The organism is Kocuria sp. BT304 (genome assembly GCF_003290245.1).
GTDB lineage: Bacteria > Actinomycetota > Actinomycetes > Actinomycetales > Micrococcaceae > Kocuria > Kocuria rhizophila_A.
Window position 1 is genome coordinate 356,941 of record NZ_CP030039.1, and the last position, 26,578, is coordinate 383,518.

At 69.9% G+C, this 26,578-nt stretch carries 22 protein-coding genes; 9 read left to right on the forward strand and 13 right to left on the reverse strand.

Features of this window, described 5'->3' with window-relative positions; genetic code table 11:
- Positions 1 to 89 precede the first annotated feature (89 nt).
- From DNL27_RS01620 to ald, 3 genes are all read left to right on the forward strand, one after another.
- A complete protein-coding gene (locus DNL27_RS01620) occupies positions 90 to 1,724 on the forward strand; it encodes an AbgT family transporter (protein ID WP_012397270.1) in 1,635 nt (544 codons plus the stop codon).
- A 51-nt stretch (positions 1,725 to 1,775) separates the two neighbouring features.
- Positions 1,776 to 2,237, forward strand: a complete 462-nt coding sequence (locus DNL27_RS01625) for a DUF3151 domain-containing protein (protein ID WP_012397271.1) — start codon at positions 1,776 to 1,778, stop codon at positions 2,235 to 2,237.
- A gap of 194 nt (positions 2,238 to 2,431) precedes the next feature.
- Positions 2,432 to 3,520 carry an alanine dehydrogenase gene (ald, locus tag DNL27_RS01630; RefSeq protein WP_012397272.1) on the forward strand — a complete coding sequence of 363 codons (1,089 nt, stop codon included), beginning with the start codon at positions 2,432 to 2,434 and terminating at the stop codon, positions 3,518 to 3,520.
- 204 nt (positions 3,521 to 3,724) lie between these two features.
- On the opposite strand, the gene DNL27_RS01635 is transcribed toward ald, so the two are convergent.
- Positions 3,725 to 5,215, reverse strand: coding sequence for an amino acid permease (locus tag DNL27_RS01635; protein WP_012397273.1), 1,491 nt, complete (start codon positions 5,213 to 5,215; stop codon positions 3,725 to 3,727).
- A 242-nt stretch (positions 5,216 to 5,457) separates the two neighbouring features.
- Between DNL27_RS01635 and DNL27_RS01640 the strand changes: the two genes are divergently transcribed.
- Positions 5,458 to 6,630 carry a polysaccharide pyruvyl transferase family protein gene (locus DNL27_RS01640; protein ID WP_012397274.1) on the forward strand — a complete coding sequence of 391 codons (1,173 nt, stop codon included), beginning with the start codon at positions 5,458 to 5,460 and terminating at the stop codon, positions 6,628 to 6,630.
- 277 nt (positions 6,631 to 6,907) lie between these two features.
- Here DNL27_RS01640 and DNL27_RS01645 read toward each other — a convergent pair whose 3' ends face one another.
- Positions 6,908 to 10,768 carry a S8 family serine peptidase gene (locus DNL27_RS01645; RefSeq protein ID WP_112234518.1) on the reverse strand — a complete coding sequence of 1,287 codons (3,861 nt, stop codon included), beginning with the start codon at positions 10,766 to 10,768 and terminating at the stop codon, positions 6,908 to 6,910.
- Positions 10,769 to 11,031: 263 nt separating this feature from the next.
- Here DNL27_RS01645 and DNL27_RS01650 point away from each other — a divergent pair, with 263 nt between their 5' ends.
- Positions 11,032 to 12,321 carry an adenylosuccinate synthase gene (locus DNL27_RS01650; protein ID WP_112234519.1) on the forward strand — a complete coding sequence of 430 codons (1,290 nt, stop codon included), beginning with the start codon at positions 11,032 to 11,034 and terminating at the stop codon, positions 12,319 to 12,321.
- 72 nt (positions 12,322 to 12,393) lie between these two features.
- Here the strand turns inward: DNL27_RS01650 and DNL27_RS01655 are convergent, their stop codons facing one another.
- The 3 genes from DNL27_RS01655 to DNL27_RS01665 form a co-directional block, all read right to left on the reverse strand.
- Positions 12,394 to 13,788 (reverse strand): amino acid permease, encoded by a 1,395-nt coding sequence (locus DNL27_RS01655; RefSeq protein WP_226905961.1) that lies wholly within the window; start codon positions 13,786 to 13,788, stop codon positions 12,394 to 12,396.
- 279 nt (positions 13,789 to 14,067) lie between these two features.
- Positions 14,068 to 14,403 (reverse strand): DUF202 domain-containing protein, encoded by a 336-nt coding sequence (locus DNL27_RS01660; protein ID WP_012397278.1) that lies wholly within the window; start codon positions 14,401 to 14,403, stop codon positions 14,068 to 14,070.
- Positions 14,400 to 14,792: a YidH family protein gene (locus DNL27_RS01665; RefSeq protein WP_112234520.1), complete on the reverse strand. Its 393-nt coding sequence runs from the start codon at positions 14,790 to 14,792 to the stop codon at positions 14,400 to 14,402. Before DNL27_RS01665 ends, DNL27_RS01660 begins: the two co-directional genes overlap by 4 nt.
- Before the next feature lie 141 nt (positions 14,793 to 14,933).
- Between DNL27_RS01665 and DNL27_RS01670 the strand changes: the two genes are divergently transcribed.
- A complete protein-coding gene (locus tag DNL27_RS01670) occupies positions 14,934 to 15,386 on the forward strand; it encodes a DUF4190 domain-containing protein (RefSeq protein WP_112234521.1) in 453 nt (150 codons plus the stop codon).
- A 198-nt stretch (positions 15,387 to 15,584) separates the two neighbouring features.
- Here the strand turns inward: DNL27_RS01670 and DNL27_RS01675 are convergent, their stop codons facing one another.
- On the reverse strand, positions 15,585 to 17,579 hold the full coding sequence (locus DNL27_RS01675; RefSeq protein ID WP_112234522.1) for a M13 family metallopeptidase: 1,995 nt from the start codon (positions 17,577 to 17,579) through the stop codon (positions 15,585 to 15,587).
- Between the two features lie 168 nt (positions 17,580 to 17,747).
- Between DNL27_RS01675 and DNL27_RS01680 the strand changes: the two genes are divergently transcribed.
- A complete protein-coding gene (locus tag DNL27_RS01680; protein ID WP_012397282.1) occupies positions 17,748 to 18,431 on the forward strand; it encodes a GAP family protein in 684 nt (227 codons plus the stop codon).
- A 115-nt stretch (positions 18,432 to 18,546) separates the two neighbouring features.
- On the opposite strand, the gene DNL27_RS01685 is transcribed toward DNL27_RS01680, so the two are convergent.
- The 7 genes from DNL27_RS01685 to paaA all read right to left on the reverse strand — a co-directional run bounded on the left by DNL27_RS01685 (position 18,547) and on the right by paaA (position 24,550).
- Complete coding sequence (locus DNL27_RS01685; RefSeq protein ID WP_041297256.1) at positions 18,547 to 19,398, reverse strand: formate/nitrite transporter family protein; 852 nt, start codon at positions 19,396 to 19,398, stop codon at positions 18,547 to 18,549.
- A gap of 198 nt (positions 19,399 to 19,596) precedes the next feature.
- Positions 19,597 to 20,370 carry an enoyl-CoA hydratase/isomerase family protein gene (locus DNL27_RS01690; RefSeq protein ID WP_012397284.1) on the reverse strand — a complete coding sequence of 258 codons (774 nt, stop codon included), beginning with the start codon at positions 20,368 to 20,370 and terminating at the stop codon, positions 19,597 to 19,599.
- A gap of 209 nt (positions 20,371 to 20,579) precedes the next feature.
- Positions 20,580 to 21,779 carry a 1,2-phenylacetyl-CoA epoxidase subunit PaaE gene (gene paaE / locus DNL27_RS01695; RefSeq protein ID WP_112234523.1) on the reverse strand — a complete coding sequence of 400 codons (1,200 nt, stop codon included), beginning with the start codon at positions 21,777 to 21,779 and terminating at the stop codon, positions 20,580 to 20,582.
- 2 nt (positions 21,780 to 21,781) lie between these two features.
- Entirely contained in the window at positions 21,782 to 22,318 is a 537-nt protein-coding gene (gene paaD / locus DNL27_RS01700; RefSeq protein ID WP_012397286.1) for a 1,2-phenylacetyl-CoA epoxidase subunit PaaD, read from the reverse strand.
- A 50-nt stretch (positions 22,319 to 22,368) separates the two neighbouring features.
- Entirely contained in the window at positions 22,369 to 23,205 is an 837-nt protein-coding gene (gene paaC, locus DNL27_RS01705) for a 1,2-phenylacetyl-CoA epoxidase subunit PaaC (RefSeq protein WP_012397287.1), read from the reverse strand.
- Positions 23,202 to 23,498 (reverse strand): 1,2-phenylacetyl-CoA epoxidase subunit PaaB, encoded by a 297-nt coding sequence (gene paaB / locus DNL27_RS01710; RefSeq protein WP_012397288.1) that lies wholly within the window; start codon positions 23,496 to 23,498, stop codon positions 23,202 to 23,204. The genes paaC and paaB overlap by 4 nt, the downstream gene beginning before the upstream one ends.
- A 2-nt stretch (positions 23,499 to 23,500) precedes the next feature.
- A complete protein-coding gene (gene paaA / locus DNL27_RS01715) occupies positions 23,501 to 24,550 on the reverse strand; it encodes a 1,2-phenylacetyl-CoA epoxidase subunit PaaA (RefSeq protein ID WP_112234524.1) in 1,050 nt (349 codons plus the stop codon).
- A gap of 244 nt (positions 24,551 to 24,794) precedes the next feature.
- Here paaA and DNL27_RS01720 point away from each other — a divergent pair, with 244 nt between their 5' ends.
- Together DNL27_RS01720 and DNL27_RS01725 are read left to right on the forward strand one after the other, a co-directional pair.
- Positions 24,795 to 25,205: a hotdog fold thioesterase gene (locus DNL27_RS01720; protein WP_012397290.1), complete on the forward strand. Its 411-nt coding sequence runs from the start codon at positions 24,795 to 24,797 to the stop codon at positions 25,203 to 25,205.
- A 5-nt stretch (positions 25,206 to 25,210) separates the two neighbouring features.
- Positions 25,211 to 26,548, forward strand: coding sequence for a phenylacetate--CoA ligase family protein (locus DNL27_RS01725; protein WP_204360316.1), 1,338 nt, complete (start codon positions 25,211 to 25,213; stop codon positions 26,546 to 26,548).
- The last annotated feature ends 30 nt before the right edge of the window (positions 26,549 to 26,578 follow it).

Genomic DNA, 26,578 nt, shown 5'->3' on the forward strand with positions numbered 1-26,578 from the left:
CCACCGTTTCTCCGGCACCGGCTCGACGCCGCCGCCCCGGCTCCGCCCCGGACCACACCTTCCACACCACCGACCACCACGGAGCACCCATGAACGCCACCGCCACCACCAGGCCCAGCCGGGGGGATCGTCTTCTCTCCGGAATCGAACGGGTGGGCAACAGGCTGCCCGAGCCCTTTGCGCTGTTCACCATCCTGTTCCTGATCACCGCGGCGGTCTCCACGGCCATGGCGTGGGCCGGAGTGGTGGTGCAGGTTCCGGGCAAAGACGAACCCGTGGCCATCCAGGGCCTGTTCACGGGGGACGGGATCGCATGGTTCACCACCACCCTGGGTGAGAACTACATCGGCTTCCCGCCGCTCGTCACGGTGGCCACGATTCTGCTGGCCATCGGCATCGCGGAGAAGTCCGGATTCCTGGCCGCGGCCATCCGCTTCACGATCGGCAGCGCACCGCGGTGGATGCTGCCCTACACCGTGGGGTTCGTGGGCGTGGTGGGCTCGATCATGGCGGACTCCGCGTTCGTGGTGATTCCTCCGCTGGCGGCCCTCGCGTTCAAGGCGGCGGGGCGCCACCCGGTGGCGGGCCTGCTGGGCGGGTTCGCCGCGGCAGGCGCGGGGTACTCCACCAACATCTTTCCCACGTCCCTGGACGCGCTGTTCGCGGGCATCACCAACGCCGTGATCCCCACCGTTCCGGCGCTGGCGGAGAACGCCACCGAGGTCAACCCGCTGTCCAACTACTGGTTCAACATCGTCTCAGCGATCATCCTGTCCCTCGTGGCCGGGTGGGTGATCGACAAGGTCCTGGAACCGCGCGTGGAACGGGTGGGCGTCTCCCGCGAGGAGGTCAACCCGCAGACCCAGCAGCTCATGACGGACACCCGCGCCATCCGCATCGTGGGCGACGAGCAGACGGTGGCCGAGTCCCAGGAACCCGATGTGGAGGCGGCGCTGTCCCCGCGCGAGAAGAAGGCCCTGCTGTGGGCCGGGATCACCTTCGTGCTGATCGGCGTGGCCCTCACGGTCTTCGCCCTGCTGCCGGACTCCCCGTGGCGCAACGAGGCAGGGCACTTCCTCCCCAAGTCACCGCTGCTGGCCTCGATCGTGTTCATCATCTTCACGTTCTTCTCGGTGAGCGGCTACGTCTACGGCCGGGTGGCGGGCACCGTGCGGGGCTTCAAGGACGTGCCCGTGATGATGGGAGCCGCGCTGCGGGACATGATCTCGTTCCTGGTGCTCGCGTTCGTCCTGGGGCAGTTCATCGCGCTGTTCAACTGGTCCGGGATCGGCTCATGGATCGCGGTCACCGGCGCCACCGCCCTCGAGGACGCGGGGGTGACCGGATTCCCCGTGATCATCGGCTTCATCCTGCTGTGCTCGCTGCTCAACCTGTTCATCATCTCCGGGTCCTCCATGTGGACCCTCATGGCCGCGGTGTTCGTGCCCATGTTCGGTCTCCTCGGCTTCGAGCCCGCCTTCATCCAGGCCGCGTTCCGCGTGGGCGACTCCGCGACCCAGGTGATGACTCCCCTGAACCCCTACATGGTGGTGCTGCTGACGATGCTCCGGAAGTACGAGCCCTCGGCGGGGCTCGGTACGCTCATGGCCCGGATGCTGCCGTTCGTCGTGCCCTTCTGGCTCGTGTGGGTGGCCATCCTGGTGGTCTTCTACGTGGGCGGGCTGCCGCTGGGTCCCGGCGTGGGGATCATGATCGGCGACTGAGCGCACCCCCGCGGCGAACGGCGTGGAGCGGCGTCGTGAATCGTGCGTACAGTGGCAGCGAACCCCGCACGACCGTGGAAAGGAACCACCGTGGCACTGCTCGGCAAGAATCTGCTGGACGAACCGGAGCCCACGTACCTGGAGGAGAACGAGGCGATGAGCGCGCGCTTCGAGGCCGGTGACGAGGCCGAGGACCTCGCCGCCGCGTTCCCCAAGGAGCAGCTGCCGTGGGCGGTCCTGGCGGAGGAGGCGCTCGCGGACGGGCGCACCCTGGAGGGCTACGCGTACGCGCGCGTGGGCTACCACCGCGGCCTGGACTCGCTGCGCGCCCACGGCTGGAAGGGCCACGGCGCCGTGCCGTACGCGCACGAGGCCAACCGTGGGTTCCTGCGGGCGCTCGCCGCGCTCGGCCAGGCCGCCGCGCAGATCGGAGAGTCGGACGAGGCCACGCGGATCGAGAAGTTCCTCAACGACTCGGACCCCGAGGCGGCCGCGCAGATCCAGGCCCGCTGACCTCCCGCTCCGCCGCGCGGAGCCGAGCGCCCGTTCCCGTGTGGGGGCGGGCGCTCGGTCACATTCGGGAGGCCCCTGCTGCCCGTGGGCCCTGTGGGACACAATGGGGACTCATCAGGGGCTCAGCGCGGAGCCCGGGCGCATCCCCTCGTGCCCCGCGCCGCCCATGGACTTCCCACGAGGAGCGTGCCGTCATGAGAATCTCCGTCCCCCGCGAGATCAAGCCCGAAGAAGCCCGTGTGGGCCTCACCCCCACCATGGTCACCGCGCTGACCGCGCAGGGCCACGAGGTGTTCGTGGAGGAGGGTGCCGGTCTGGGTGCCGGTTTCTCCGACGACGACTACCGCCAGGCGGGCGCGCAGCTCACCTCCCAGGAGGATGCCTGGGCGCAGGCCGAGCTGCTCGTGAAGGTCAAGGAGCCGATCCCCGCGGAGTACGGTTTCCTGCGCTCCGACCTCACCGTGTTCACGTACCTGCACCTCGCAGCCAGCCGTGAGCTGACGGAGGCCATGCTGGACAGCGGCGTCACCGGCATCGCCTACGAGACCGTGCGCGTGGGCCGGACCCTCCCGCTGCTGCGCCCGATGTCCGAGATCGCGGGGCGCCTGGCGATCGCCAACGCCGCGCACCATCTGCAGTTCCACGCCGGCGGCTCGGGCATCCTGCTGGGCCGCGTGCCCGGTGTGGTGCCCTCCACCGTGCTGGTGATCGGCGGCGGCACCGTGGGCGAGCACGCCGCGCGTGCGGCCGTGGGTGCCGGCGCGGACGTGACCATCCTGGAGGCCAACGGGGACCGCATCCGCCAGCTGGACGCCCTGTTCCCCCACGCCCGTGTCCTGATGAGCGACGCCCACCGGATCGAGGAGGAGCTGCCCCGCGCGGACGTGGTGGTCGGCTCCGTGCTGATCCCGGGTGCCGCCGCCCCCAAGCTCGTGCGCCACGAGCACCTGTCCCTGCTCAAGCCGCACGCCCTCATGGTGGACGTGGCCGTGGACCAGGGCGGCTGCTTCGAGACCACCCACCCCACCTCCTACCACGACCCCGTGTACGAGGTGGACGGCATCCGCCACTACTGCGTGGCCAACCTCCCGGGCGCGGTGCCCGTCACGGCCACCCAGGGCCTCACGCACGCCACCACGCCGTACGTCATGCGTCTCGCCGCGGGCATCGACGCCGCCCTGGAGTCCGACGCCGCCCTGGCCACCGGGCTCTCCACGCGTCACGGCAAGCTCCACACGCCGGGCGTGGCCGAGACCTTCCCGGACCTGCCCTCGGCGGTCTGAGGTCCGCGGCTCGGGCTGCACCACGCGTGCGGTGCGGCACCGCGCACGACGACGTACCGGCACCGGCCGTCGCGGGGAACGGTCCCTGCGACGGCCGGTGCCGTTGCCGTGGATGACCCCCGGCCGCGTCCACCGACCCCGTCTGTGGTGCAGGCCGGTGCCGTGGCCGGAGGGCTTGCACCCTGGACCGGGTCCGCGCCGCGGTCAGGAGGTGCGCGCGGGGGTGGCCCGGGCGGCGTCGTCGTCCCGGAGGAGGAGTTTGCACGCGAGGGCGATCAGGCAGACCAGCACGAACGTGGCGATGAACTGGATGCGCACGGTCGGGTCCAGCAGCCCGATGACCACGATGGCCGCGAGCAGGGCCAGCGCGAAGTAGGAGAGCCACGGGAAGGCCCACATCCTCAGCGGCGAGGACTCCCCGGCGCGGTCCATGCGGCGGCGCAGGATGATCTGCGAGACCAGCGCGATGCCCCACACCACCAGGCACGTGGAGCCCAGCAGGTTGAGCATCACGTTCAGCACGGTCTCCGGCCAGAGGTAGTTCAGCACCACGGCGATGAAGCCGAAGACCACCGACGCAACGACGGCGGCGCGGGGCACACCGCGCGCCGTGGTGGCCGCGAGTGCGCGGGGGGCCGAGCCGCGGCGGGCCAGGGAGAACAGCATGCGCGAGCTGCCGTAGATGTTGGCGTTCAGCGCGGAGAGCAGCGCCAGGACGATCACCACGTTCATGAGCACGTCCGCCCCGGGGATCCCAGCCTCGGTGAGCACGGCCACGAACGGGCTGGAAGAGAGCCCCTCGTTGTTCCACGGCAGCACCACGACCATCACGGACACGGAGCCCACGTAGAAGATGAGGATGCGCACCAGGATGGTGCGGATGGCGTGGGCCACGTTCTTCTGGGGGTCCTCGGTCTCGGCCGCGGCGATCGTGACCAGCTCGGTGCCACCGAACGCGAAGACCACCACCAGCAGAGCGGAGGCCACGCCCGTGAGCCCGGTGGGCATGAAGCCGCCGTGCTCCGTGAGGTTGGAGAGCCCCGGGCTCGGGACCTCCAGCGCGCCGATCAGCAGCAGCACACCCACCACCAGGAACCCGACCACCGCCGCCACCTTGAGCAGCGCGAACCAGAACTCCGCCTCGCCCAGGGTCCCCACGCGCACCAGGTTGATCACGGTGAACGCGGCCATGAAGACCAGCGCCCACGCCCACTGCGGCAGGGAGGGCCACATCTCCGTGACCAGCTGCGCCGCGGCGGTGGCCTCCGCCGCCACGACCACCACGATCTGCGCCCACCACAGCCAGCCGAGCGCACGGCCCATCGTGGGCCCCAGGGCCTTGCCGGCGTAGGTGGAGAACGCGCCGGAGGAGGGGTCCGCCGCGGCCATTTCACCGAGGGCCCGCATCACGAGCACCAGCAGCGTGCACGCCACCAGGTAGGAGATCAGCACGGCAGGCCCGGCCGTCTGGATCGCCGCACCCGTGCCCACGAACAGTCCCGTACCGATGGCCGAGCCGAGCGCCATCATCACCAGGTGGCGGGGCTTGAGGTACGTGCCCTGCGCGGGCTGTGACGGCACGTGCGGGGTGTGCTCGCGCTGCCCCCCGTCGATCACACTGGCCGAGCCGCTGCGGGCGGGCTCGGCGGGTGGCTGCTGGGCGGGCGGTTCCTGGGCGGCGTGGGGCGGGGTCATGGGAGAACAGAGTACCGGCTGCCCGGGGGTGGGTGGCGCCCGTCCCCGGGGCGACGACGCCGCCCGGCGCGCCACCGCGCCCCGGGGCCCTTCTCCGCCGGCCACGGGGGCCCGCTCCGCCCGCGTCCGCTCGACCGCGCCCGTCAGTCTGCGTCCGGGCAGGTCTTCGGTGCGTCCCGCGCGGGGCCGGGGGTCGATGTCATCCACCCGCGCCGGGGACGGCCCCCGGGTACTGTGCCCCCATGCGCAACCTCCTGAAGGACCACCGCCGGGTGCCGCCGTCCCGCAAGCCGCCCATCTACCTGATCTCGTGGGCGGGCTACCCGAACTTCGGGGATGAGCTGATCGCCGCCACCTGGGTCAACCACCTCGCGAAGGTCGCCCCCACCACGGACGTGTGGCTGGACGTGCGCGAGCCGGGGACCGTCACCAGCCTGCTGCGCGGCATCCACCCCCGCCTGCACGTGGTCAACACCGTGTTCCGGGCCATGCACGAGATCCACCACGGGCTGGAACGCTCCATGCGCAGCCTGGTTGCGGATCTCGGTTCCCCGAAGTACGACGCCGGCCTGCTCGCCCTGCGCGAGGCGGGCACCGTGCACCTGCTGGGCGGAGGGGTGCTGCACAGCGACTGGTCCGAGAACCTGAGAGTCGTGGAGGCGATGCGCACCGTGCGTGAGCTCACCGGGGCGCGGCTGTTCGCCACGGGGCAGGGGCTGATGCCCTACGCCGGGGACCCGCTCTCGGACCTCGACCACCTCAGCGTGCGGGACCGTCCCAGCGCCGAGGCCGCCGGGGTGCCCCTGGGCTACGACGACGCCTTCCTCCTGGCCGAGGACCCGCGCCACGCCCGCGCCCTCGGGCTGCTCGCCGGGCAGAAGGGGGACAGACCCGGCGCGCAGCAGGACGATCCGCCGCGCGAGGTGGTGGTGTGCGTGCAGTCGGACACCCTCGCCGAGGGCTCCTTCGAGATGATGCTGGACTTCGCCAGGGCCCAGCTGCAGCGGTGGGACCTGCCTCGCGACGCCGTGCGGTACCTGGAGGCCATCCCGGGTGACGACCACGAGGGGTACGACCGGCTGCGGGACGTGATCGCCCCGGACGGGTTCATCCCGTTCCAGGCCGCGTGGGACGGGGACTTCACTTTCGGGCCCCACCAGCTCTGGCTCACCACCCGTTTCCACCACCACCTCGTGGCTGCCCTGCACGGGGCCAGGGGCGTGGCCCTCAACGGCAAACCCGGCTACTACGACGTCAAGCACCAGTCCGTGGTGGAGGCCGGCTCCGGCTGGCCCGTGGTCCACGCCGCCCGGCAGTCCGAGCCCGTGGGGCTCGAGGAGCTGGCCCGGCCCACCGGCTTCGCCGAGGCCGTGCGCGCCAAGCGGGACGAGGCGGCACAGCTCTACGGGCGGTAGCCGCGGGGCGGCGGCACCGGGCGGGTGCCCGCCGCGGTGGACGACGTCGCCGTGGCGCCGTGCCCACGGCTCGCACGGCTCGCACGGCTCCCACGGCTCGCACGACTCGTGCGGGTCCGGGGAGCCGGTGCCCGCAGCGCACGACGTCGCGGGAGGGCGTGTGTCCGCCCCCGCGCCGCCGCACACGACCAGGGCCCCTCGGCATCCACACCGTGGATGCCGAGGGGCCCTGGCGGTCGAGGGGATCAGCGGTCCTGCCCGATCCCGCTCTCAGGTGCTACTTCTGCTGGTCGTAGCGGTAGAGGAAGGCGGCCATCTGGTCGCGCTTCACCGGCTGGTACGGACGGAAGGTGCCGTCGGACCAGCCCTTGGCGATGCCCTGGCTGCTCATCCAGGCGATCTCCTTGTAGAAGACGTGGTTGGTGGGCACGTCCTTGAAGGGAGAAGCCTTGGGAGCGGTGTACGCCGGGGATCCCGCCATCCGGTAGAAGAACGCGGCCATCTGGTCACGGTTGATCTGCTGGGTGGGGCGGAAGGTGCCGTCGGACCAGCCCTTGGTGATGCCCTGCTCACTCATCCAGGCGATCTCCTTGTAGAAGACGTGGCTGGTGGGCACGTCCTTGAAGGGAGACTTCGTGGGAGGGGTGTACTGGGGCGAGCCGGCCATCCGGTAGAGGAAGGCGGCCATCTGGTCGCGCTGCACGGCCTGGTTCGGACGGAAGGTGCCGTCCGCCCAGCCCTTGGTCACGCCCTTGTTGGCGAGCCACGAGATCTCGTTGTAGAACACGTGGTCCTTGGGGACGTCCTTGAACATCGGGTTTTGCGTCTCGGGCGGCACGGCGGCGGACTGGATGGTCTTCACCTCGGCCTTGGAGCCGTCCTCGCCCTTGCGGATGCCGGAGAGGTCCCCGGTGCCGTTGTGCATGTGCAGGAACAGCGCGTCACCCTTGACCTTGTCCGAGCTGCGGTGCGCGGTCAGCTTCTTGCCGGGCAGGTCCGTGAACAGCGACGCGTTGAACTTCTCGCCGGTGAAGGAGACCTTGGGGGACACCGGGTTGAACTGCACCGCATCGGAGCGGTCCACCGCACCGCTGACGTTCGCGGAGTAGGTGTTCACCTGGTAGGTGAGCTTGGTGTCCGCCTTGGCGGGGTCGATGCCCAGCTTGGCGGCGCTCACGGGCAGCACCACCGCGTTGGTGTCGAAGGTGTTGGTGTCGGTGTCACCCCAGGAGCCGTTGACCGGCTGGCTGTCGATGACCTTGAGCTCTCCGTTGACGTAGCCGTAGAGGTTCGCCAGCGGGTAGTCCAGCCCGTCCGTGCGGCCGAGGGCCGCGAAGAAGTCGGGGCGGCCGTCACCGGAGGTGTCGATCGGGATCTCCATCTCCACGTCGGGCTTGATGGTGGACGCGGTGCCCCAGCTGGAGATGCCGAAGTTGATCATGCCGTCCTTGGCCACGTCCCCCTTGTCAGCCTTGAGCTGGGGGATGTTGGAGGACGTGCCCACGTACTGCAGGTCGGCGAACTGGGAGTTGCCGCCGGCCAGCTTGGTGGAGTCCAGACGATCGGACTTCGCACCGAGCTCGAAGGCACCCACGGCCGACTTCCAGCCGCCCTTGTCCAGGCCGGTGCCGGTCAGCGAGACGGTGGAGTTGCCGTCCTTGTCCCACTGGTCCAGCTTGGCGTTGTCCACGCGCATGTCGGCCGCTGGCTTCGGGGCGATCGACATCGGAAGGCGCATGTCCTGGCCGGCCTCGGTGAGCACCAGGCGTCCGGACTCGCTGGCCAGGAACTGGCGGGCGCGGCCCAGCTGGGTCACGGCCTCCGAGGGGTCGTGGGTCTTCTCGAGCTGCGCGCGGTCCACGGTGGCGGTCACCTTCACGGTTGCCTTGCCGCCCTTGGCCACGGTGACCGAGCTCGGGGCGGAGATGCTCACACCAGGGACGTCGGTGGAGGCGTCGAAGCGCACCTTGTAGGTGTGCGCAGCGCCACCGGCGTTGTCCAGCACCAGCTCACGCGAGAAGGTCTGCTTGCCGTCCTTGATCTCGGTGACACCGAAGGTCGAGGAGACCAGCGTGGGATCCGCCTTGTCGTAGACCGTCACGTCCTGGTCCACGGCGCGGCGGGCGTCCACACGACCGGAGCCCACACGGTCCACCGCGGAGGTGGCGCCGTTCGCGGCGTGCACGTCGTGCACGGCCGAGTTCATGATGGCGGCCTTCACGTGCTGCGGATCGTAGTTCTGGTGCTTCTGCTGCACCAGGGCGGCGATGCCGGCCACGTGCGGGGTGGCCATCGAGGTGCCGGTCTTGATCGACACGCCGTTGCCCTGGGCCACACCGGCGGAGCCGATGTTCGTGCCGGGAGCGGCGACGTCCGGCTTGATCACGCCGTTGCTGCCGTGCTGGCCGCGGGAGGTGGAGTCGTTGACCTGGTCCTTGTTGCCGGTCTCCGCGCGTGCGGCACCGACCCACTCCGGAGCCAGCTTGATCTTCGCGCCGCCGGCCTGAACCGCGGGCTTGATCTTGTCCACGGACTTCTTGCCCATGAGCAGACCCGGGATCTTCGCGTTGCCCGCGATGGCCGAGGGGTCGACCGTGTAGTCGGACTCGAGGACCACACCCTTGCCACCGGCGGCGGCCACGTTGTCGAAGCGGACCTTGGAGCCGCACGGGAACGGTCCGTTGTCCTCCCAGTCGAGCATGACCCACTTGCCCGCGAAGTTCTGGGAGAAGGGGGAGCAGCCGAACTTGTTGTCGGCGGGTGCCGCCACCACGTCGCCCTGGAGGTCCTCGGGCTTGGCACCCTGGTAGTCGTAGCTGCCGCTGTAGGAGCCGGTCAGCTCACCCTTGGCGCTGTCCGGGGAGAGCCCCTCGGCCTTGTCCTGGACGGCGGTGCTGCCCTGGGAGTTGGCCACGGTGAGCGCGGAGCGTGCGCTGCCCGGGGAGCCGGAGATCTCGTGGGCGTCCCCGGCGTTGCCGGCGGCGATCACGGAGAGGATGCCCTGGCGGGACAGGGCGTCGATCACGTCGTTCTGGGGGTCGTCCGCGGGGCCGAAGTCGGAGCCGAGGGACATGTTGATGATGTCCGCCTTGTCCGAGAAGTCCCCGTCCATGTTGGGGTCGAGGGCCCGGTCCAGGGCCTCGAGCACCAGGTTGGTGGAACCCTCGCAGCCGAAGACGCGCAGGCCGATCAGCTGGGCGCCGGGCGCGGTGCCCGGGCCGATCTTCATCTTGAGGACCTGGTCCTTGGTCAGCTTGGTGTGGTCGCCCTTGAAGGTCTTGCCGTCCTCGCCCACGCCGTAGCCGCCGATGGTGCCGGCCACGTGGGTACCGTGCCCACCGGCCTCGCAGTCCAGCGGGTTGGTGTCCGGCTTGGGAACGCTGGAAGCCACGCGGGCGTCGTAGGCGTCACCGGCGAGGTCGTAGCCGCCCAGGAACTTCTCGGGGTCGTACAGCCCGGAGTCCTTGGCCGGCATGTCGGTGGAGGCCTTGGCCTTCTTGTAGCCGTCCGTGGTGCCCGGACCGCCGAAGTCGGCGTGGGTGTAGTCCACGCCGGAGTCGATCACGGCAACCTTGACACCCTTGCCGGTCTCCTTGGTCTGGGTCCAGGAGTCGAGCGTGCCGGTGTCCACCACGGAGCCCGCGTTGTTGCGGTACTTGGGGACGATCTTGGAGATCTTCACGACGTCCGAGCGCTTGGCCAGCTGCCGCAGCTGCTCAGCATCGCCCTGGAGGGCCACGCCGCGCATCGCGTTGGCGGTGGAGTAGAGCACCTTGGAGTTGGACTCGGAGGCCATGGAGGAGCTGGCCGTCTTGACGGACTGGCGGATGGCCTGGACCTGCGCCGCTGCCTGCACGGGGGCCTGGGAGCCGGAGCGCACGCCCTTCGGCTGGGTGGCCTCGAAGGCGCTCGGGCCCTGCAGCTGCACGAACACAGCCACCTGGCCCTCGGCGCCCTTGAGCTCGGAGCTGATCAGGGCGTCGGGGTTCTGCGGGTTGACGTCGTCCGCCTTGGGAGCGGAGGGGACGTCGACGGCGCTGGCGGGCAGCGTCGTCCCCAGGGCCAGTGTCAGGCCGAGGGCTGTTGCCAGGCAGGTCTTGGCGGCTCTGCCACGACCAGCTCGTGTCTCATGGTTCATGTCGTGTCCTTTGACATTGGGGGATGCCGTGAGGTGCATCACAGTGACCCAAGAGTGCGTCCTGGTGCAGTGAAAAGCAAAAATTTCGTAAAAATCCCCTGTGTTACACCTGAAGAAGACCTGGGTACCCCGATCTCGGGCGCGTCCGGCGGGGTCCGGAGGGGGTGTGCCCCGGGTGCCGCCGAGCGCCGTCGGCCGCGCCGGGTAGACTTGGGGGCTGGTTCCTCCGGCCGTCTGGCCACACCCGGATAGAGAGTGCTTCCATGCCAGCAATCGTGATCGTCGGCGCCCAGTGGGGCGATGAAGGCAAGGGCAAGGCCACGGATCTGCTCGGCGGGCGCGTGGACTACGTGGTCAAGCCGAACGGCGGCAACAACGCCGGGCACACCGTGGTGGTGGGCGGCGAGAAGTTCGAGCTCAAGCTCCTTCCCGCGGGCATCCTGAGCCCCAACGCCACCTCCGTGATCGGCAACGGCGTGGTCATCAACCCGCAGGCGCTCTTCGAGGAGATCGACGGTCTCGAGGCCCGCGGGGCGGACACCTCGCACCTGCGGATCTCGGCGAACGCGCACCTGGTGGCCCCGTACCACCAGACCCTGGACCAGGTCAGCGAGCGGTTCCTGGGCAAGCGCGCCATCGGCACCACCGGCCGCGGCATCGGCCCCACGTACATGGACAAGGTGGGGCGCCTGGGCATCCGGGTGCAGGACGTCCTGGACGAGTCCATCCTGCGGCAGAAGATCGAGGGCGCCCTGCGGCAGAAGAACGAGCTGCTGGTCAAGCTCTACAACCGCCGCGCCTTCGAGGTGGACGAGATCGTGGAGTACTTCATGGGCTTCGCGGACCGCCTCGCGCCCATGATCGTGGACTCCACCCGACTGCTGAACGAGGCCCTGGACCGCGACGAGGTGGTGCTCATGGAGGGCGGCCAGGCCACCTACCTGGACGTGGACCACGGCACCTACCCGTTCGTGACCTCCTCCAACCCCACCGCCGGCGGTGCCTCCGTGGGCTCCGGCGTGGGCCCCACGCGCATCACCCGGGTGATCGGCATCCAGAAGGCGTACACCACCCGCGTGGGTGCCGGGCCGTTCCCCACGGAGCTCTTCGACGAGATGGGGGAGCGGCTGCGCACCAAGGGCGGCGAGTTCGGCGTGAACACGGGCCGTCCGCGCCGCACCGGCTGGTACGACGCCGTCATGGCCCGCCAGGCGGCGCGGATCAACGGCTTCACGGACCTGTTCATCACCAAGCTGGACGTGCTCACCGGGCTGTCCGAGATCCCCGTGTGCGTGGCCTACGAGGTGGACGGGCAGCGCTTCGACGAGATGCCCATGACCCAGTCCGACTTCCACCACGCGGTGCCGGTCTACGAGAACTTCCCCGGGTGGACCGAGGACATCACCGGCGCGCGGTCGCTCGAGGACCTGCCGAAGAACGCCCAGGACTACGTCCACGCGCTCGAGGCCATGTCCGGCTGCCGGATCTCCGCGGTCGGCGTGGGCCCGGACCGGGACGACACCATCGTGGTGCGGGACCTCATCGCCGACTGACTCCCCCCAGGACACCAACGGCGCCGCCCCGCTCTCCCAGGGAGAGCGGGGCGGCGCCGTTGGTGCTGGGACTCAGTGGTGAGCCGGTGCCACGTCCGCGGTGCGCAGGTCCGCGGGCTTGTCCTTGGTCACCAGCTTGTGGCCGAGCCACAGGGCCAGGAACACGGGCAGGCCCAGGTAGGAGGACAGCAGGCTCAGGGGGTTGACGTCCCCGGAGGTGAAGATGCTGTACCCCTGGCCCACGATCACGATCGCGCACATGATCAGCGCCACGATGGGCCCGATGGGGAAGAACCGCGCCCGGTAGGTGAGGTCCTTGGGGTCCCCGCCCTGCAGCACGTAGGCCCGGCGGAAGCGGTAGTGGCTCCACGCGATGCCCATCCACACGATGAAGCCGGCCAGACCGGAGGCGTTGATGAGCCACACGTACGCCTCGCCCTCGCCGATCAGCGTGGTGAGGAAGCAGAACATGCCGATCAGCGTGGTGGCCAGCAGGGCGTACATGGGCACGCCGCGGCGGTCGACCTTGGCGAGGAACCGGGGTGCCTTGCCGCTGCGGGCCAGCGCGTAGAGCATGCGCGTGGAAGCATACAGGCCGGAGTTGCCCGCAGAGAGGATGGCCGTGAGGATCACGGCGTTCATCACGGAAGCGGCGGCCAGCACGCCCGCGTGCTCGAACACCAGGGTGAACGGGGAGATGGACACGTCCGAGACGTCGCTCGCGAGCAGGTGCGGGTCCGTGTAGGGGATCAGGAAACCGATCACGGTGATGGCGCCGATGTAGAACAGCAGGATGCGCAGGAACACGGTGCGGATGGCCTTGGGGACCGTCTCGCCCGGGTTCTCCGCCTCGCCCGCGGCCACACCCACCAGCTCGGTGCCCTGGAAGGAGAAGCCGGCGACCATGAAGATGGCCATGATGCCGGTGAAGCCGTTGACGAACGGCGCCTCGCCCGCGGTCCAGTTGTGGAAGCCGGGGGAGGGTCCGCCCAGGATCCCCAGGATCATGAGCACACCCAGGACCAGGAAGATCAGCACGGTGATCACCTTGATCAGGGAGAACCAGAACTCGCCCTCGCCGTACGCCCGGGCGCTGAGTGCGTTGAGCGTGAACAGGATGGCCAGGAAGGCCGCGGACCAGATCCAGGCGGGAACGTCCGGGAACCAGTACCTCATCACCAGGGCGGCGGCCACGAGCTCCGCGGCCACGGTGATCGCCCAGTTGTACCAGTAGTTCCAGCCGATCGCGAAGCCGAAGGAGCGGCTGATGTACCGGGTGGAGTACTCCTCGAAGGAGCCTGCCACCGGCAGGTGGGTGGCCATCTCGCCCAGGGACTGCATGAGCAGGAACACCATCAGGCCGATCGCGGCGTACGCCATGAGGGCGCCACCGGGTCCGGCGGTGTTGATGGAGTTGCCCGAGGCCACGAACAGCCCGGTGCCGATCGCACCGCCCATGGCGATCATCGTCAGGTGGCGGGACTTCAGCGAGCGCTGCAGCGTCCCCTCGCCGGGTTCCTCCTGACCGGGTGGCCGGGGATCGGAGTGGTGGGCGGCGCCCTGAGCGGGCGGCGTGGCGGCCGCCCCGGCGTGGCCTCCACCGGACGTTGTTGAAGACACTGGGTCCTCCCAGGGATTGTTGGTCCGGTGCCGAGCAGAAGTGCTGCGGCTGAACGCCATTATGCGGTGCGTGCCGGGTGAACGGGTCGTTCCCACGCCAGGGTCCGCCGAAATGGTGACAACTGCTCAGAAACGCAGGATGGCGGTGATCCCCAGCGCCCCCAACAGTACGCACGATCCCGCGGTCACGAGCACGGCCGGCGTGTCCGGGGTGATGCGTTCCCCGCTGATGCCCGCCGCGGAGCGCCGGTAGCGTATGCGCTGGGTGACATAGATCCCGGTGGCCAGCCCGAGTGCCACGGTCACCAGGCTCAGCACGAAGCCGCCGTGGCTCGGCAGCCACCGCAGGTGCAGTGCCGCCGCGGTGCACAGCGCCAGCATGGTGCGTCCCCAGGAGAGCACGGTCCGCTCGGGCTGCAGCCCGGGATCCGGGTGGGGGCACGCCGGGGCGGGGGAGGTCATCGCGTGAGCACGACCGTCACGAGCACGCCGGATGCAACGGCACCGCCGAGTGCCACGAGCGGGGCGATGAGCGGCAGGGGCAGGGGAGTTCCGTGGCGCATGGCGCGCTCCACGTTGAGCCACCGCACGGCCGCGCCCGCGCTCAGGAGCATGCCCAGCAGCAGCAGGACGATGGCCAGCACCTTGCGCACGGCCGGGTCGAAGAGGTCTCCGGCGAAGGCCTCCACCGCGATCCCCCCGGCCAGGAACGCCAGGGACGTGCGGATCCAGGCGAGGAAGGTTCTCTCGTTGGCCAGGGTGAAGCGCGGATCGGGTTCGCCGCCGCCGCGCAGCAGGCGCCGTCCCCACGGTTCACGACGCCGCTCGTCCGGCTCTTCGGGGTGGCTCACGGTCCTCCTCGGGTGCTGGTCCCTCGATGGTATGCCGCGCGGAGCACGGGTGAGGACCACGGGCGGGGGTTCCTTGTTCCCGGGCCGGGCCTGGGAGAGGATGGTTGCACCCGCACACCGCGACCGCACGGAGGACACACCTTGAGCTCGAACCAGCAGCCCACCGGGAACGATCGAGCAGCCCAGGGTGCGTACCACTTCGGCCCGGACTCCGGGTCCGGCCCGTTCCGTGACTCCCACGGGGTGCCCGTGGCCCCCAACCAGTACCAGCCCTATGCCCAGCCCGCCGGGCGCTGGGAGTACGTTCCCGGCAGCCCCGAGGACGCGCAGCGCTATGCGCAGGCCACGAGCAGCACCGACACGTCCCTGGTCCTCGGCATCCTCTCCGTGACCGTCCTGCCCCTGCTCGCGCCGTTCGCGCTGTGGCAGGCGAGCAAGGCCGAGAAGCTCGGCGGCCGCGCCACCGCAGGCAAGGTCCTGGGCTGGGTGGGCCTGGTCGTACTGGTGCTCGGGATCCTCTGGCTCGTGTTCATCCTGGTGATGTGGGGGGCGCTCGTCACCCAGGTGCCGGGCGTGGCGGACTCCTCGGTCTGACGTTCCAGGGCGGAGCACTGGGCGGGCTCGCAGCACCGCTGCGCACACCCTGTCACGTGGCGCCCACCCGTGAGGTGCCCCGCCTCTCGCCCAGACGGTTCGGTGGGGCACCGCGGGCAGGCTCCACGGGCCCGTGACGACGACGGCCGGTCCCCTCGAGCGCGAGGGAACCGGCCGTCGTCGTACCCGGGGAGCGGGTCACCAGATGGTGACCCGCTCCTCCTGCGGCAGCCACATGCCGTCACCCTCCGAGACGTCGAACGCCTCGTAGAAGGGGTCCACGTTGCGCGGGGTCTGCCCGGCGCGGAACTCCGCGGGGGAGTGCGGGTCCGTGGCGATGCGCGTGCGCAGCGCCTCGTCCCGGGACTTCTCCTGCCACACGTAGCCCCACGAGATGAACAGCCGCTGCGCGGGGGTGTAGCCGTCGATGCTCTCCGTGTCCGGCGTGGGCATCTTCTCCTGCGCGCGCTTCCATGCCTTGTAGGCGATGGACAGCCCGCCCAGGTCACCGATGTTCTCGCCCAGGGTGAGCTCGCCGTTGACGTGCGGTGCGGCGTCGTCGTCCCCGAACTGGGCGGGCACGAGCGCCGCGTACTGGCCCACCAGACGGGACGTGCGCTCCTCGAAGGCGGCGCGGTCCTCGTCCGTCCACCAGTTGCGCAGCCTGCCCTCGCCGTCGCACGTGGAGCCCTTGTCGTCGAAGCCGTGGCCGATCTCGTGGCCGATCACGGAGCCGATGCCGCCGTAGTTCACGGCGTCGTCCGCGGTCTCGTCGAAGAACGGGGGCTGCAGGATGGCCGCGGGGAACACGATCTCGTTGCGCAGCGGGTGGTAGTAGGCGTTGACCGTCTGCGGGGTCATGAGCCACTCGTGCTTCTCCACGGGCTGCCCGGCCTTGCGCGCGAGCTCGTCCACCGCGAACTGGGTGGTGCGCACCACGTTGCCCACGAGGTCGTCACCGCGGATCTCGAGGGCGGAGTAGTCCTTCCACTTCTCCGGGAAGCCGATCTTGGGCGTGAAGCCGGAGAGCTTCTTGAGGGCTTCGGCGCGCGTGCCCTCGGTCATCCAGTCCAGCTGCTCGATGGAGTCCCGGTACGCGTCCAGCAGGTTGGCCACCAGCTCGTCCATGCGGGCCTTGGCCGTGGGAGAGAAGTGCTCCGCCACGTACAGCTTGCCCACGGCCTCGCCCAGTGCTCCGTTCACCAGCCCCACGCCGCGCTTCCACCGCTCGCGCAGCTGCGGGGTCCCGGAGAGCACCGTGCCGTAGAACGCGAAGTTCTCGGCGACGAACGCCTCCGAGAGGTACGCGGCGCGCGAGGAGACCACGTGCCAGCGGGCCCAGGACTTCCAGGCCCCCAGCTCGTCCGGCGTGAGGAGCTCGTCCAGGCCCGCGAAGAAGCTCGGCTGCGCGTTGACCACGGTGGCCAGGTGCTCCGGCGTGAGACCCATGCCCTCGAGCATGGCGTTCCAGTCGAGGTCCTGCGTCTGGCCGGCGAGTTCCTCGAAGCTCATGGGGTTGTACATCTTGGTGAGGTCCCGCACCGTGACCTTGTCCCAGTGGTGGGAGGCGATGCGCGTCTCCAGGTCCACGACCGCGCGTGCCTGCCGTGCGGCGTCGTCGAACCCGGCGAGCTCGAGCATCGTCTGGACGTGCGCCGCGTACTGCTCGCGGATCTGCGCGTACTGCTCCTCGCGGTAGTACTCCTCGTCCGGCAGACCCAGCCCGGACTGGCCCACGAACACGAGGTTGCGCTGCGGGTCCCCGGGGTCCGAGTCGAGGTCGATGTCCAGTGCCGCGCCGATGCCCCGCCGCATGGCCGTGCCGAACCAGCGGGACAGCGCCTGCGGCGAGTCGATCGCGGCCACGGCGTCCAGGTCCTCGCGCAGCGGCTCGGCGCCGAGCTCCTCGATGCGCTCGGTGTCCATGAACGAGCGGTACAGCAGCGCGATCTTGGTCTCCGCGCTCTGCTCCACCGCCGACGCCGCCTGCTCACCGTCCGCGCTCGCGCCCGTGATGATCTCGCGCACCGCCTGCTCGGCCTGGTCCCGCAGCTCCACGAAGGCACCGGTGCTGGCCTTGTCATCGGGGATCTGCGCGGTGCGCAACCACGTGCCGTTGACGTGGCGGAAGAGATCGTCCTGGGGACGGACCGAGCGGTCGAAGGCGTCGAGGTCGAACACGGAAGTCGTCATGCCCACACGCTAACCACCCGCGCGGTGCGGCTCCACGGGTGGCGGGTCGAATCTGCGGACGGCTAAACCCGTCCGGCAGGCCCGCAGCGTGTCCGGAACCGGGGAGTCCGGGCCGCTGCATGCCAAGATGCCAGCAGGGACGGACACGGAACAGGGGAAGGACACGGGATGGGCGCGGTGCTCGCGGGTGTGGTGTCCGTGGTGGGCCTCGGGCTGGTCATGGGGTTCTCACCCACCATCTACGCCCTGGTGCTGCGGATCCTCACGCGCCGCCCCCACCCGTCGCGCTCCGTGCACCGGCTGACCCTGGGCATGGTGCTGGGGACCACGCTGCTGCTGATCGTCTTCCGCTCCGTGGACCCGCAGACCATCACCGCCCTGGTCGAGGACCGCACCAAGGAGCTGCTGGTGCGGCGCGGGGTGGACCTCACCGCGGGCATCCTCCTGCTGGTCCTCGCGGGTGTGGAGTTCCGCCGCTGGTGCACGCGGGCGCGACCGCAGCGGCGTCGGCCGCGCAGGCCCAAGACGGACTCCGTGCGGCACATGACCACCCTGGGCTTCGTCAACACGGTGGTGGGCGTGAGCGGGCCGGCCACCATGTACATCGCGGGTCGCCTCATCACCGGGCTCAGCCACCACCTGGCGGTCCAGGCGGCGTACTACGCCCTGTTCCTCGCGGCGGTGGTGGGGCCGTACTGGCTCCTCACGTGGGTGTGGGAACGGGTCCCCGCGCTCGCCGGTCACGTGGAGCGCCTCACCCGGTGGGTGGCCGCGCAGGACCCCCGCCCCGTGCTGGCATGGGGACTCACGGCAGCCGGTGCGGTGTTCCTCGTGCTGGGGGTCACCGGCTGAACCAGGATGAAGTGCAGGTATTGCCGCTCAGGGGGTGAGATGTGGCAAAAACTGCACTTTTTCCTGGGGACGGTTGCTGTGGAGGGCCTCACCGCGCCGGCCGGGACGGGGCTGGTCAGGCCTCCGCGGGCTCCGCGTCCGAGATCTTCTCCCCGCGGCGCTCGGCCATGAGCAGCTCCCACGTGCGGACCAGGCGGGGGAGCGAGATGATCGCGAGCCCGCCCAGCATGTTGAACGGGATGACCCACGCGAACCAGCCGAGCCAGTCCAGGTAGGAGTAGTCCCACCCGGCGTGCATGGCTCCGAAGATCACGATCGAGTTCAGCGCTCCGTGGAGCATGCCGAGGCCCACCACCAGGAAACCGCCGATCAGGGAGATCACGGCGGTCATCATGTCGCTGTTCGTGCCCTGCTGCATGCGGGTCATCAGGGTGATGGTGGACCCGGCCAGCAGTGCGAGGCACACGGTCTCCGTGCCGAAGCCGTCCGAGACGTACCCGGTGGCCACCTCCACGAGCGTGGCGGAGAAGTCCGGGAACGCGGCAACCACCACCCACATGAACGCCCACCCGCCCACCAGGTTGGTCACCAGGATCACGACCCACAGCCGCAGCAGTGTCCACCAGGTGCCGTGCCCGGCCACCACCGCGTTGATGGGCAGCAGGAAGTCCTCCGTGAACAGCTCGGAGTGGGCCAGGCGCAGGGCCAGCAGCCCGATGCCGAACGCCGTTCCCGCCAGCAGTTTGGAGCCGGTGGCATCCATGACGGCGAGCATGGCCATGATGCCGAGACCCACGTCGATCCCGCCGAACAGCCCGGTGACCACCAGTGCCCGCCACGTGCGGTGCAACCGGTCCGTGCCCTCCTGGACGGTGTTCTTGAACCCCTCGACCAGCTCGTCCTCGAGGGGCTGGTCCGTGCGCCCCGAGGAACGCCGTGCGGTCTCACTGTCTCGGGTGGCGGCCATGGAGTTCAGCGTAGGACACGGCAGCCACCCCGGGGCGTGCCCGCACCGCCGCACACGGTGTGCATTGGCGGAGCAAACGCAGTATGGGCGCCGGATTTCTGCACTAACGGAGCACATGCACCGGGCGTCCAGGGATGCCCGGGCCTGCTCCAGAGGTGCCCGGGCCTGCTCCGGGGACGTTTCGGGGGTGGCCCGCACTCAGCCCTTGCCGGTGAACTCCGGCTTGCGCTTCTCCTGGAAAGCCTTGAAGCCCTCGCGGTAGTCGGCAGTGGCGCACAGGGCGGTCTGCGCGGCGTTCTCCGCGGCCATGGACTCCCACAGCCCGATCCGCTGGTCCCGGATCTGTGCCACGAGCTCCTTGGACGCCACGAACGCCTGCGTGGCCCCGTCGGCGGCACGGCGCACCCGCGTGAGCGTGAAGTCCATGAGCTCCTCCGCGGGCACCGCGCGGGAGAACAGACCGGACGCCACGGCCTCCGCGCCGCTCATGAGCTCGGCGGTGTAGATGAGGTCCAGCGTGCGGTGGGCCCCCAGTCGCTCGGTGAACAGCGCGTGCCCGCCGGAGTCCAGCGTGGCCCCGAGATTCGCGAAGGGGGACCCGATCTTGGCGTTCTCCGCCACGTAGACCACGTCCGTGGCGATCGCCAGGCCCAGCCCCACACCCAGGCACGCCCCCTGCACCGCCGCGAACGTGGGCGCGGGGAACGCGGACATCCGCTGCAGCAGGGGTTGCAGGGTGCCGGTGAGGTAGCCCTCGGTGTCGTCCGTGGCCGGATCCACCCCGGAGATGTCCCGGCCCGCGCAGAAGCCCCGGCCCTCACCCGTGAGCAGCAGCGCCCGCACACCGGCCGCCTCCGCCTCGGTGTAGGCATCCGTCAGCCCGCGCAGCGCGGAGACGTCCAGCGAGTTCATCTTCTGGGGTGCGTTGAGCACCACGTGGGCAATCTCGTCCTCGATGGTCAGGTCGATCACGGTGTTCTCCTCGGGGTTGGGGTCTCGGCGGGGTGCGGTGGGCGCTGGCTGACAGGGCGGCGTCGTTCCGGCTCAGCAGGCCCGCGCACCGACACCGCATGGCAGCCGCATACGCGCCGCGTCCGCACGGTGCGCGCACCACGCGAGCGGGCAGGTACGGCGACGACGCCGCCCGGGTGCCGGTGCGGCGTCGTCGTCAGAGGGGTGGGTCAGGCGTCGAAGTCCACGGCGAGCTCGTCCGAGGTGGGGCGGGTCTGGCACGTGAGCACGTAGCCGGCGTCCACCTCGTCCTTCTCGAGCGCGAAGTTCTCCTCCATCTCGAACTCGCCCCTGGTGACCTTGGCGCGGCACGTGCCGCAGACGCCGCCGGCGCATGCGAAGGGGACGTCCGGGCGCACGCGCAGTGCGGCGTTGAGCACGGTCTCCGCGGCGGACTTGGGGGACTCCACCTGGGCTGAGGTGCCGTCCAGGTTGAAGACGATCGTGTAGTTCTCGCCCTTGGGGTCGGCCACGACGGGGCGGCCCTGCTGGCCCTGGGGTGCGGTGGGCTTGCCCGTGGTGAACAGCTCGAAGCGCACGCGGGACTCGTCCACGCCGCGCTCCTTGAGCACGTCCCGGCACAGCTGCACGAGCTCGAACGGGCCGCACAGGAACCACTCGTCCGCGGAGTCCACCTGGATCACGCGGTCCAGCAGCTCCTCGAGCTTGTCGTGGTCGATCCGCCCGGACATCAGCGGCGAGATCCGCTGCTCGCGGGACAGCACGTGGTGCACGGCCAGGCGCGCGGGGTACTTGTCCTTGAGGTCGCCCAGCTCCTCGGCGAACATCACGTCCATGGAGGAGCGGTTCGCGTAGATCACGTCCATCTGGGCGGTGTCCGATGCGCGCAGCAGGGCGCGGGCGATCGCCATGATGGGGGTGATCCCGGAACCGGCGGCGAAGGCGACCAGGTGCACGTTGCGCTTCTTGGCCACCTCCTTCTCCGCGAGCTTCTCGGGGTCGTTCATGGAGGTGATGTTGACCTTGGAGGTGAACGCGCCCTGCGGGTTCATCACGTCCAGGGTGTCCCCGGCGGCCAGCTGCTCGTTGGCCCACGTGGAGAACACGCCGCCCATGTCCTTCTTGATGGCCACGCGGATCTCACCGGGGGTGGGATCGGCGCAGATGGAGTAGGACCGGCGCACCTCGTGGCCGTTGATCTGCGCGCGGATGGCCACGTACTGACCCGGGAGGTAGTCGTAGCCCGCCACGAGGTCCTCGGGCACGTCGAACGTGACCTCCACGGAGTCGGAGGTCAGCTTGCGCACCTCGGAGACCGTGAGGGTGTTGAACACGGCACGGCGCCTGCCGCCGCCCGCGCTGGCCTCGGTGGCGTCCTCCAGCGTGGAGGTGTCCGCGGTTTCGCTCATGATCAGTGCACCTTGAAGTAGTCGAAGGGTTCTTTGCAGTCGTCGCAGACCCACAGGGCCTTGCAGGACGTGGACCCGAAGCGGGTCATCTCGTGGGTGCGCAGGGACTCGCAGCGCGGGCACTTCACGGCCAGGCTCAGCCGCACGGGCCCGGAGTTGTGACCGGCGGCGGTGCGCCCGGTGGGAGGCGCGATGCCGTACTCGTTGAGCTTGGCGCGGCCCTCGGCGGACATCCAGTCCGTGGTCCACGCCGGGCGCAGCACCTGCACCACGCGCACGTTCTCGTAGCCGGCGGCGGTCACGGCCGCCTCGAGGTCCGCGGCCATGGTGTCCATGGCGGGGCACCCGGAGTAGGTGGGGGTGATCACCACCACCGTCTCGTCCTGCCCGGCCACGGCGTCCCGCAGCACCCCGAGGTCCTCGAGGGTGAGCACGGGGATCTCGGGGTCGCACACGGTGGCGGCGACGTCCCACAGGGCGGCGTCGGCCGGGTCGTCCGGGCGCTGCGAGGGCCCCAGGGGGACCTCACGGGGTGCCACGCCACCGGTGGGCGGCAGGGAACGGGGCGGAACGCGGGAGAACACGGAACTCACCACGTGGCGCCGGGATGCTGGCGGGCGAGCCACTGCATCTCGGCGAGGATGTACCCGCGGTACTCGGAATACGCGCCGTCACGGGGCTCCGCGGAGAGCCGGGCCTGGGCCACGTTGGGGACCTCGAGCTCGGCCTCGGCCAGCAGCGCGGTCACGCGGTCCATGGTCCGCTCGCGCAGCGTGGAGGGGCGCACGGCCACGCCCTCGAGCTCGTCGTGCAGCGGCTCGTCCGCGAACAGCTCGTCCAGGTAGGGCCACATGTAGTAGAGCCCGTCCTGGATGCGCCGCTTGGACTCCTCGGTGCCGAGGCCCAGGCGCAGGATCCACTGGGCCGCGTGGTCCTGGTGGTACTCCACCTCCTTGAGGGCCTTGTCGGCGATCGCTGCAAGGGTCTGGTCCGTGGAGGACTGCAGCGCGGAGTAGAGCTCGTACTGGTAGAAGGAGAACAGCAGCTGACGCGCGATGGTCTGGCCGAAGTCCCCGTTCTCCTGCTCCACGAGGCGCACGGAGCGGAACTCCTCCTCGTTGCGGAAGTACGCGAGCTCGTCCTCGGTCTTGCCCCACGCGGAGCCCGCGTAGGTCAGCAGGAACCGGGCGTGGCCGATGAGGTCCAGCGCGATGTTGCCCAGCGCGATGTCCTCCTCGAGCTCGGGTGCCCGCGAGATCCACCAGCCCAGACGCTGGGACAGCATCAGGGCGTCGTCGCCGAGCCGCAGCGCGTACTGGGCCACGGCCTCGGGGGCCCTTCCGCCGGTCTCCGCGATGTCCTCGGCGGTGATGGCGACGCCCGCGGACTGCTTGGTGGCGGAGTCGTGGGAGGCGAACGCGCTCACAGGTGCTTCACCCCTTCGCTCTTGGTGTAGTACGTGGCGTGGCGGTAGCTCTTGCCCTGCGCGGACTCGAAGTAGCCGCCCTTGGAATCCGGGTCCGAGGCGGTGATGGCGTCCGCGGGGACCACCCACACGCTCGTGCCCTCGTTGCGCCGGGTGTAGAGGTCACGCGCGTTGCGCACGGCCATGGTGGCGTCCGGGGCGTGCAGCGAGCCCGCGTGCACGTGGGACAGCCCGCGCGAGGAGCGCACGAAGACCTCCCACAGGGGCCAGTTGCCGTTCTGGTTCTCGCTCATGCTCACGCTCCGATCAGCTCGGCGGAGCCGCGGCCCGCCATGACGGTGAAGTCCTCGTTCGCGTCCTCCTGGGACGACGACGCCGCAGCCTCCGCGGCCTCGCGCGCCTGTCGCTGGGCGTAGGCCTCGGCGGCCTCGCGCACCCACGCGCCGTTGGCGTGCGCCTCACGGCGGCGCTTCATGCGCTGGACGTTGCAGGGCCCGGAGCCCTTGATCACGGACATGAACTCGTTCCAGTCCAGCTGGCCGTAGTCGTAGTGCCCGCGCTCCTCGTTCCACTTCAGGTCCGGGTCCGGCAGGGTCAGGCCCAGGGCCTCGGCCTGCGGGACGATCATGTCCACGAAGCGCTGGCGCAGCTCGTCGTTGGAGAAGCGCTTGATGTTCCACTCCATGGACTGCTGGGAGTTGGGGGAGTCGGCGTCCGGGGGGCCGAACATCTGCAGGGCGGGGCCGTAGAAGCGGTTCACGGCGTCCTGCGCCATCTGCTTCTGGGCCTCGGTGCCGTGGGAGAGCTCGTAGAGGATCTCCCAGCCCTGGCGCTGGTGGAAGGACTCCTCCTTGCAGATGCGCACCATCGCGCGGCCGTAGGGGCCGTAGGAGGCACGGCACAGCGGGACCTGGTTGCAGATCGCGGCGCCGTCCACGAGCCAGCCGATCGCACCCATGTCGGCCCACGTGCGGGCCGGGTAGTTGAAGATCGAGGAGTACTTGGCCTTGCCGCTGAGCAGCTGCTCGTTGAGCACGGAGCGGGGAGTGCCCAGGGTCTCCGCGGCGGAGTAGAGGTACAGCCCGTGGCCGGCCTCGTCCTGGACCTTGGCCATCAGCACGGCCTTGCGCTTGAGGCTCGGGGCGCGGGTGATCCAGTTGGCCTCCGGCTGCATGCCGATGATCTCGGAGTGCGCGTGCTGGGAGACCTGGCGGGTCAGGCTCTTCCGGTAGGCCTCGGGCATCCAGTCGCGGGGCTCCACGCGGGAGTCCTCGCTGAGGAGGTGGTCGAAGTGCTGCTGCTCGGCGGTGGTCGCCTGGTCCGCAGTGGTGGTCTGCTCAGTCATGGTGTGTCCTCGGTTCACGGGTGAGATGGGAGCGGAGGATGAACTCTGTACGCTGCCGACGATAATAACCGACCGCTCGTTCAGAATATAGACCCCCAGCGTGGCCGTCAACACATCTTCCGCCCCCGGTCAGGGGGTGCGTCAACGGTGACGGCGCTGCAACGGAGCGGGGACTGGTTGACACACGTCACAATTCGCGGTTGTCTACTGACCGATCGTTCTGAAAATCGGAAGGAGCTCCCCGGTGCCACATCATCCGGTGCTCACGGGGGATCGAGCCTCCGAGTGGCTGGGCATCACCGTGCAGCGTGCTGACCCCGGGCACTGCGTGATCTCCATGCTCGTGCGCGACGAGATGCTCAACGGCTTCGGGATCGCCCACGGCGGCATGATCTTCGCCCTGGCCGACTCCTGCTTCGCCATGACCTGCAACGACCCCGACCCCGACGGCACCTCCATGACGGTGGCGCAGGGCGTGGACATCAACTTCCTCAGCTCTGCACAGCCCGGTCAGACCCTGGTGGCGGAGGGCCGCCAGATCGCCACCACCGGACGCAGCGGCCTGTGCGACATCACCGTCACCACCCAGGAAGGGGACGTGATCGCCCAGTTCCGCGGTCGCAGCCGCACCGTGCCCCTTCGCCAGAAAGCGTGAATCCCATGACGTCGTGCTCCGCCCCCAACCCGTACCGGCCCGAGGCCTCGCAGGATCCGACCCAGCCGGATCCCGAGGAGCTGATGAGCCGGGACCAGATCGAGGCCCTGCAGACCGAGCGGCTGAACTGGACCCTGCACTACGCGTACGAGAACGTCCCCGCGTACAAGGAGCTCTTCGACGAGCACGGCGTGCACCCGGACGACTTCCGCGAGCTGGAGGACCTGGCCAAGTTCCCGTACACGGACAAGGAGTTCCTGCGGAAGGCCTACCCGTTCAAGTCCTTCGCCACGCCGATGTCCGAGATCCGCCGGATCCACGCGTCGTCGGGCACCACAGGCCAGCCCACCGTGGTGGCCTACACCGAGGACGACCTGCTCACCTGGGGCTCCCTGGTGGCCCGCTGCTTCCGGATGTCCGGGATCAAGCCGGGGGACAAGGTGCACAACGCGTACGGCTACGGCCTGTTCACCGGTGGCCTGGGCGCCCACTACGGCGCGGAGCGCTTGGGCTGCGCCGTGATCCCGATGTCCGGCGGACAGACCGAGAAGCAGGTGCAGCTGATCCGGGACTTCGAGCCCGAGGCCATTCTCTCCACGCCCACCTACCTGCTCACCATTGCGGACGGGTTCCGCAAGCTGGGCTTCGACCCGCGGGAGACGTCCCTCAAGCACGCTGTTCTGGGTGCGGAGCCGTGGACCGAGGAGATGCGCCACGAGATCGAGAAGACCTTCGACATCACCGCGTGCGACATCTACGGGCTGTCCGAGGTCATGGGCCCCGGCGTGGCCGGCGAGTCCTCCGAGACCAAGGACGGCTCGCACATCTGGGAGGACCACTTCCGCCCGGAGATCATCGACCCGTTCGACGACACCGTGCTGCCCACGGGCCGCCCCGGAGAGCTGGTGTTCACGGCCCTGACCAAGCAGGCGCTGCCGATCATCCGCTACCGCACCCACGACCTCACCCGTCTGCTCCCGGGCACCGCGCGTCCCGGGCACCGCCGCATGGGCCGCATCACGGGCCGCTCGGACGACATGATCATCCTGCGCGGCGTGAACCTCTTCCCGTCCCAGATCGAGGAGCTCGCGCTGAAGATCCCGGCGCTGTCCCCGCACTTCACGCTGGAGATCACCCGGCCGAACCGCATGGACCAGATGACCATCCACATCGAGCGCCGCGAGGACGCCACGGTGGAGGAGGCCCAGGAGGCCGGGCGCGCGCTGCAGCACGAGATCAAGACCAAGATCGGTTCCAGCGCGGCCATCGACATCGCGGAGCCCGGCACCCTGGAGCGTTCCTCGGGCAAGCTGCGCCGCGTGTACGACCGCCGCGACAAGTAGCCCGCGTGGTGCCGCCGGTCGTCCGCGGGG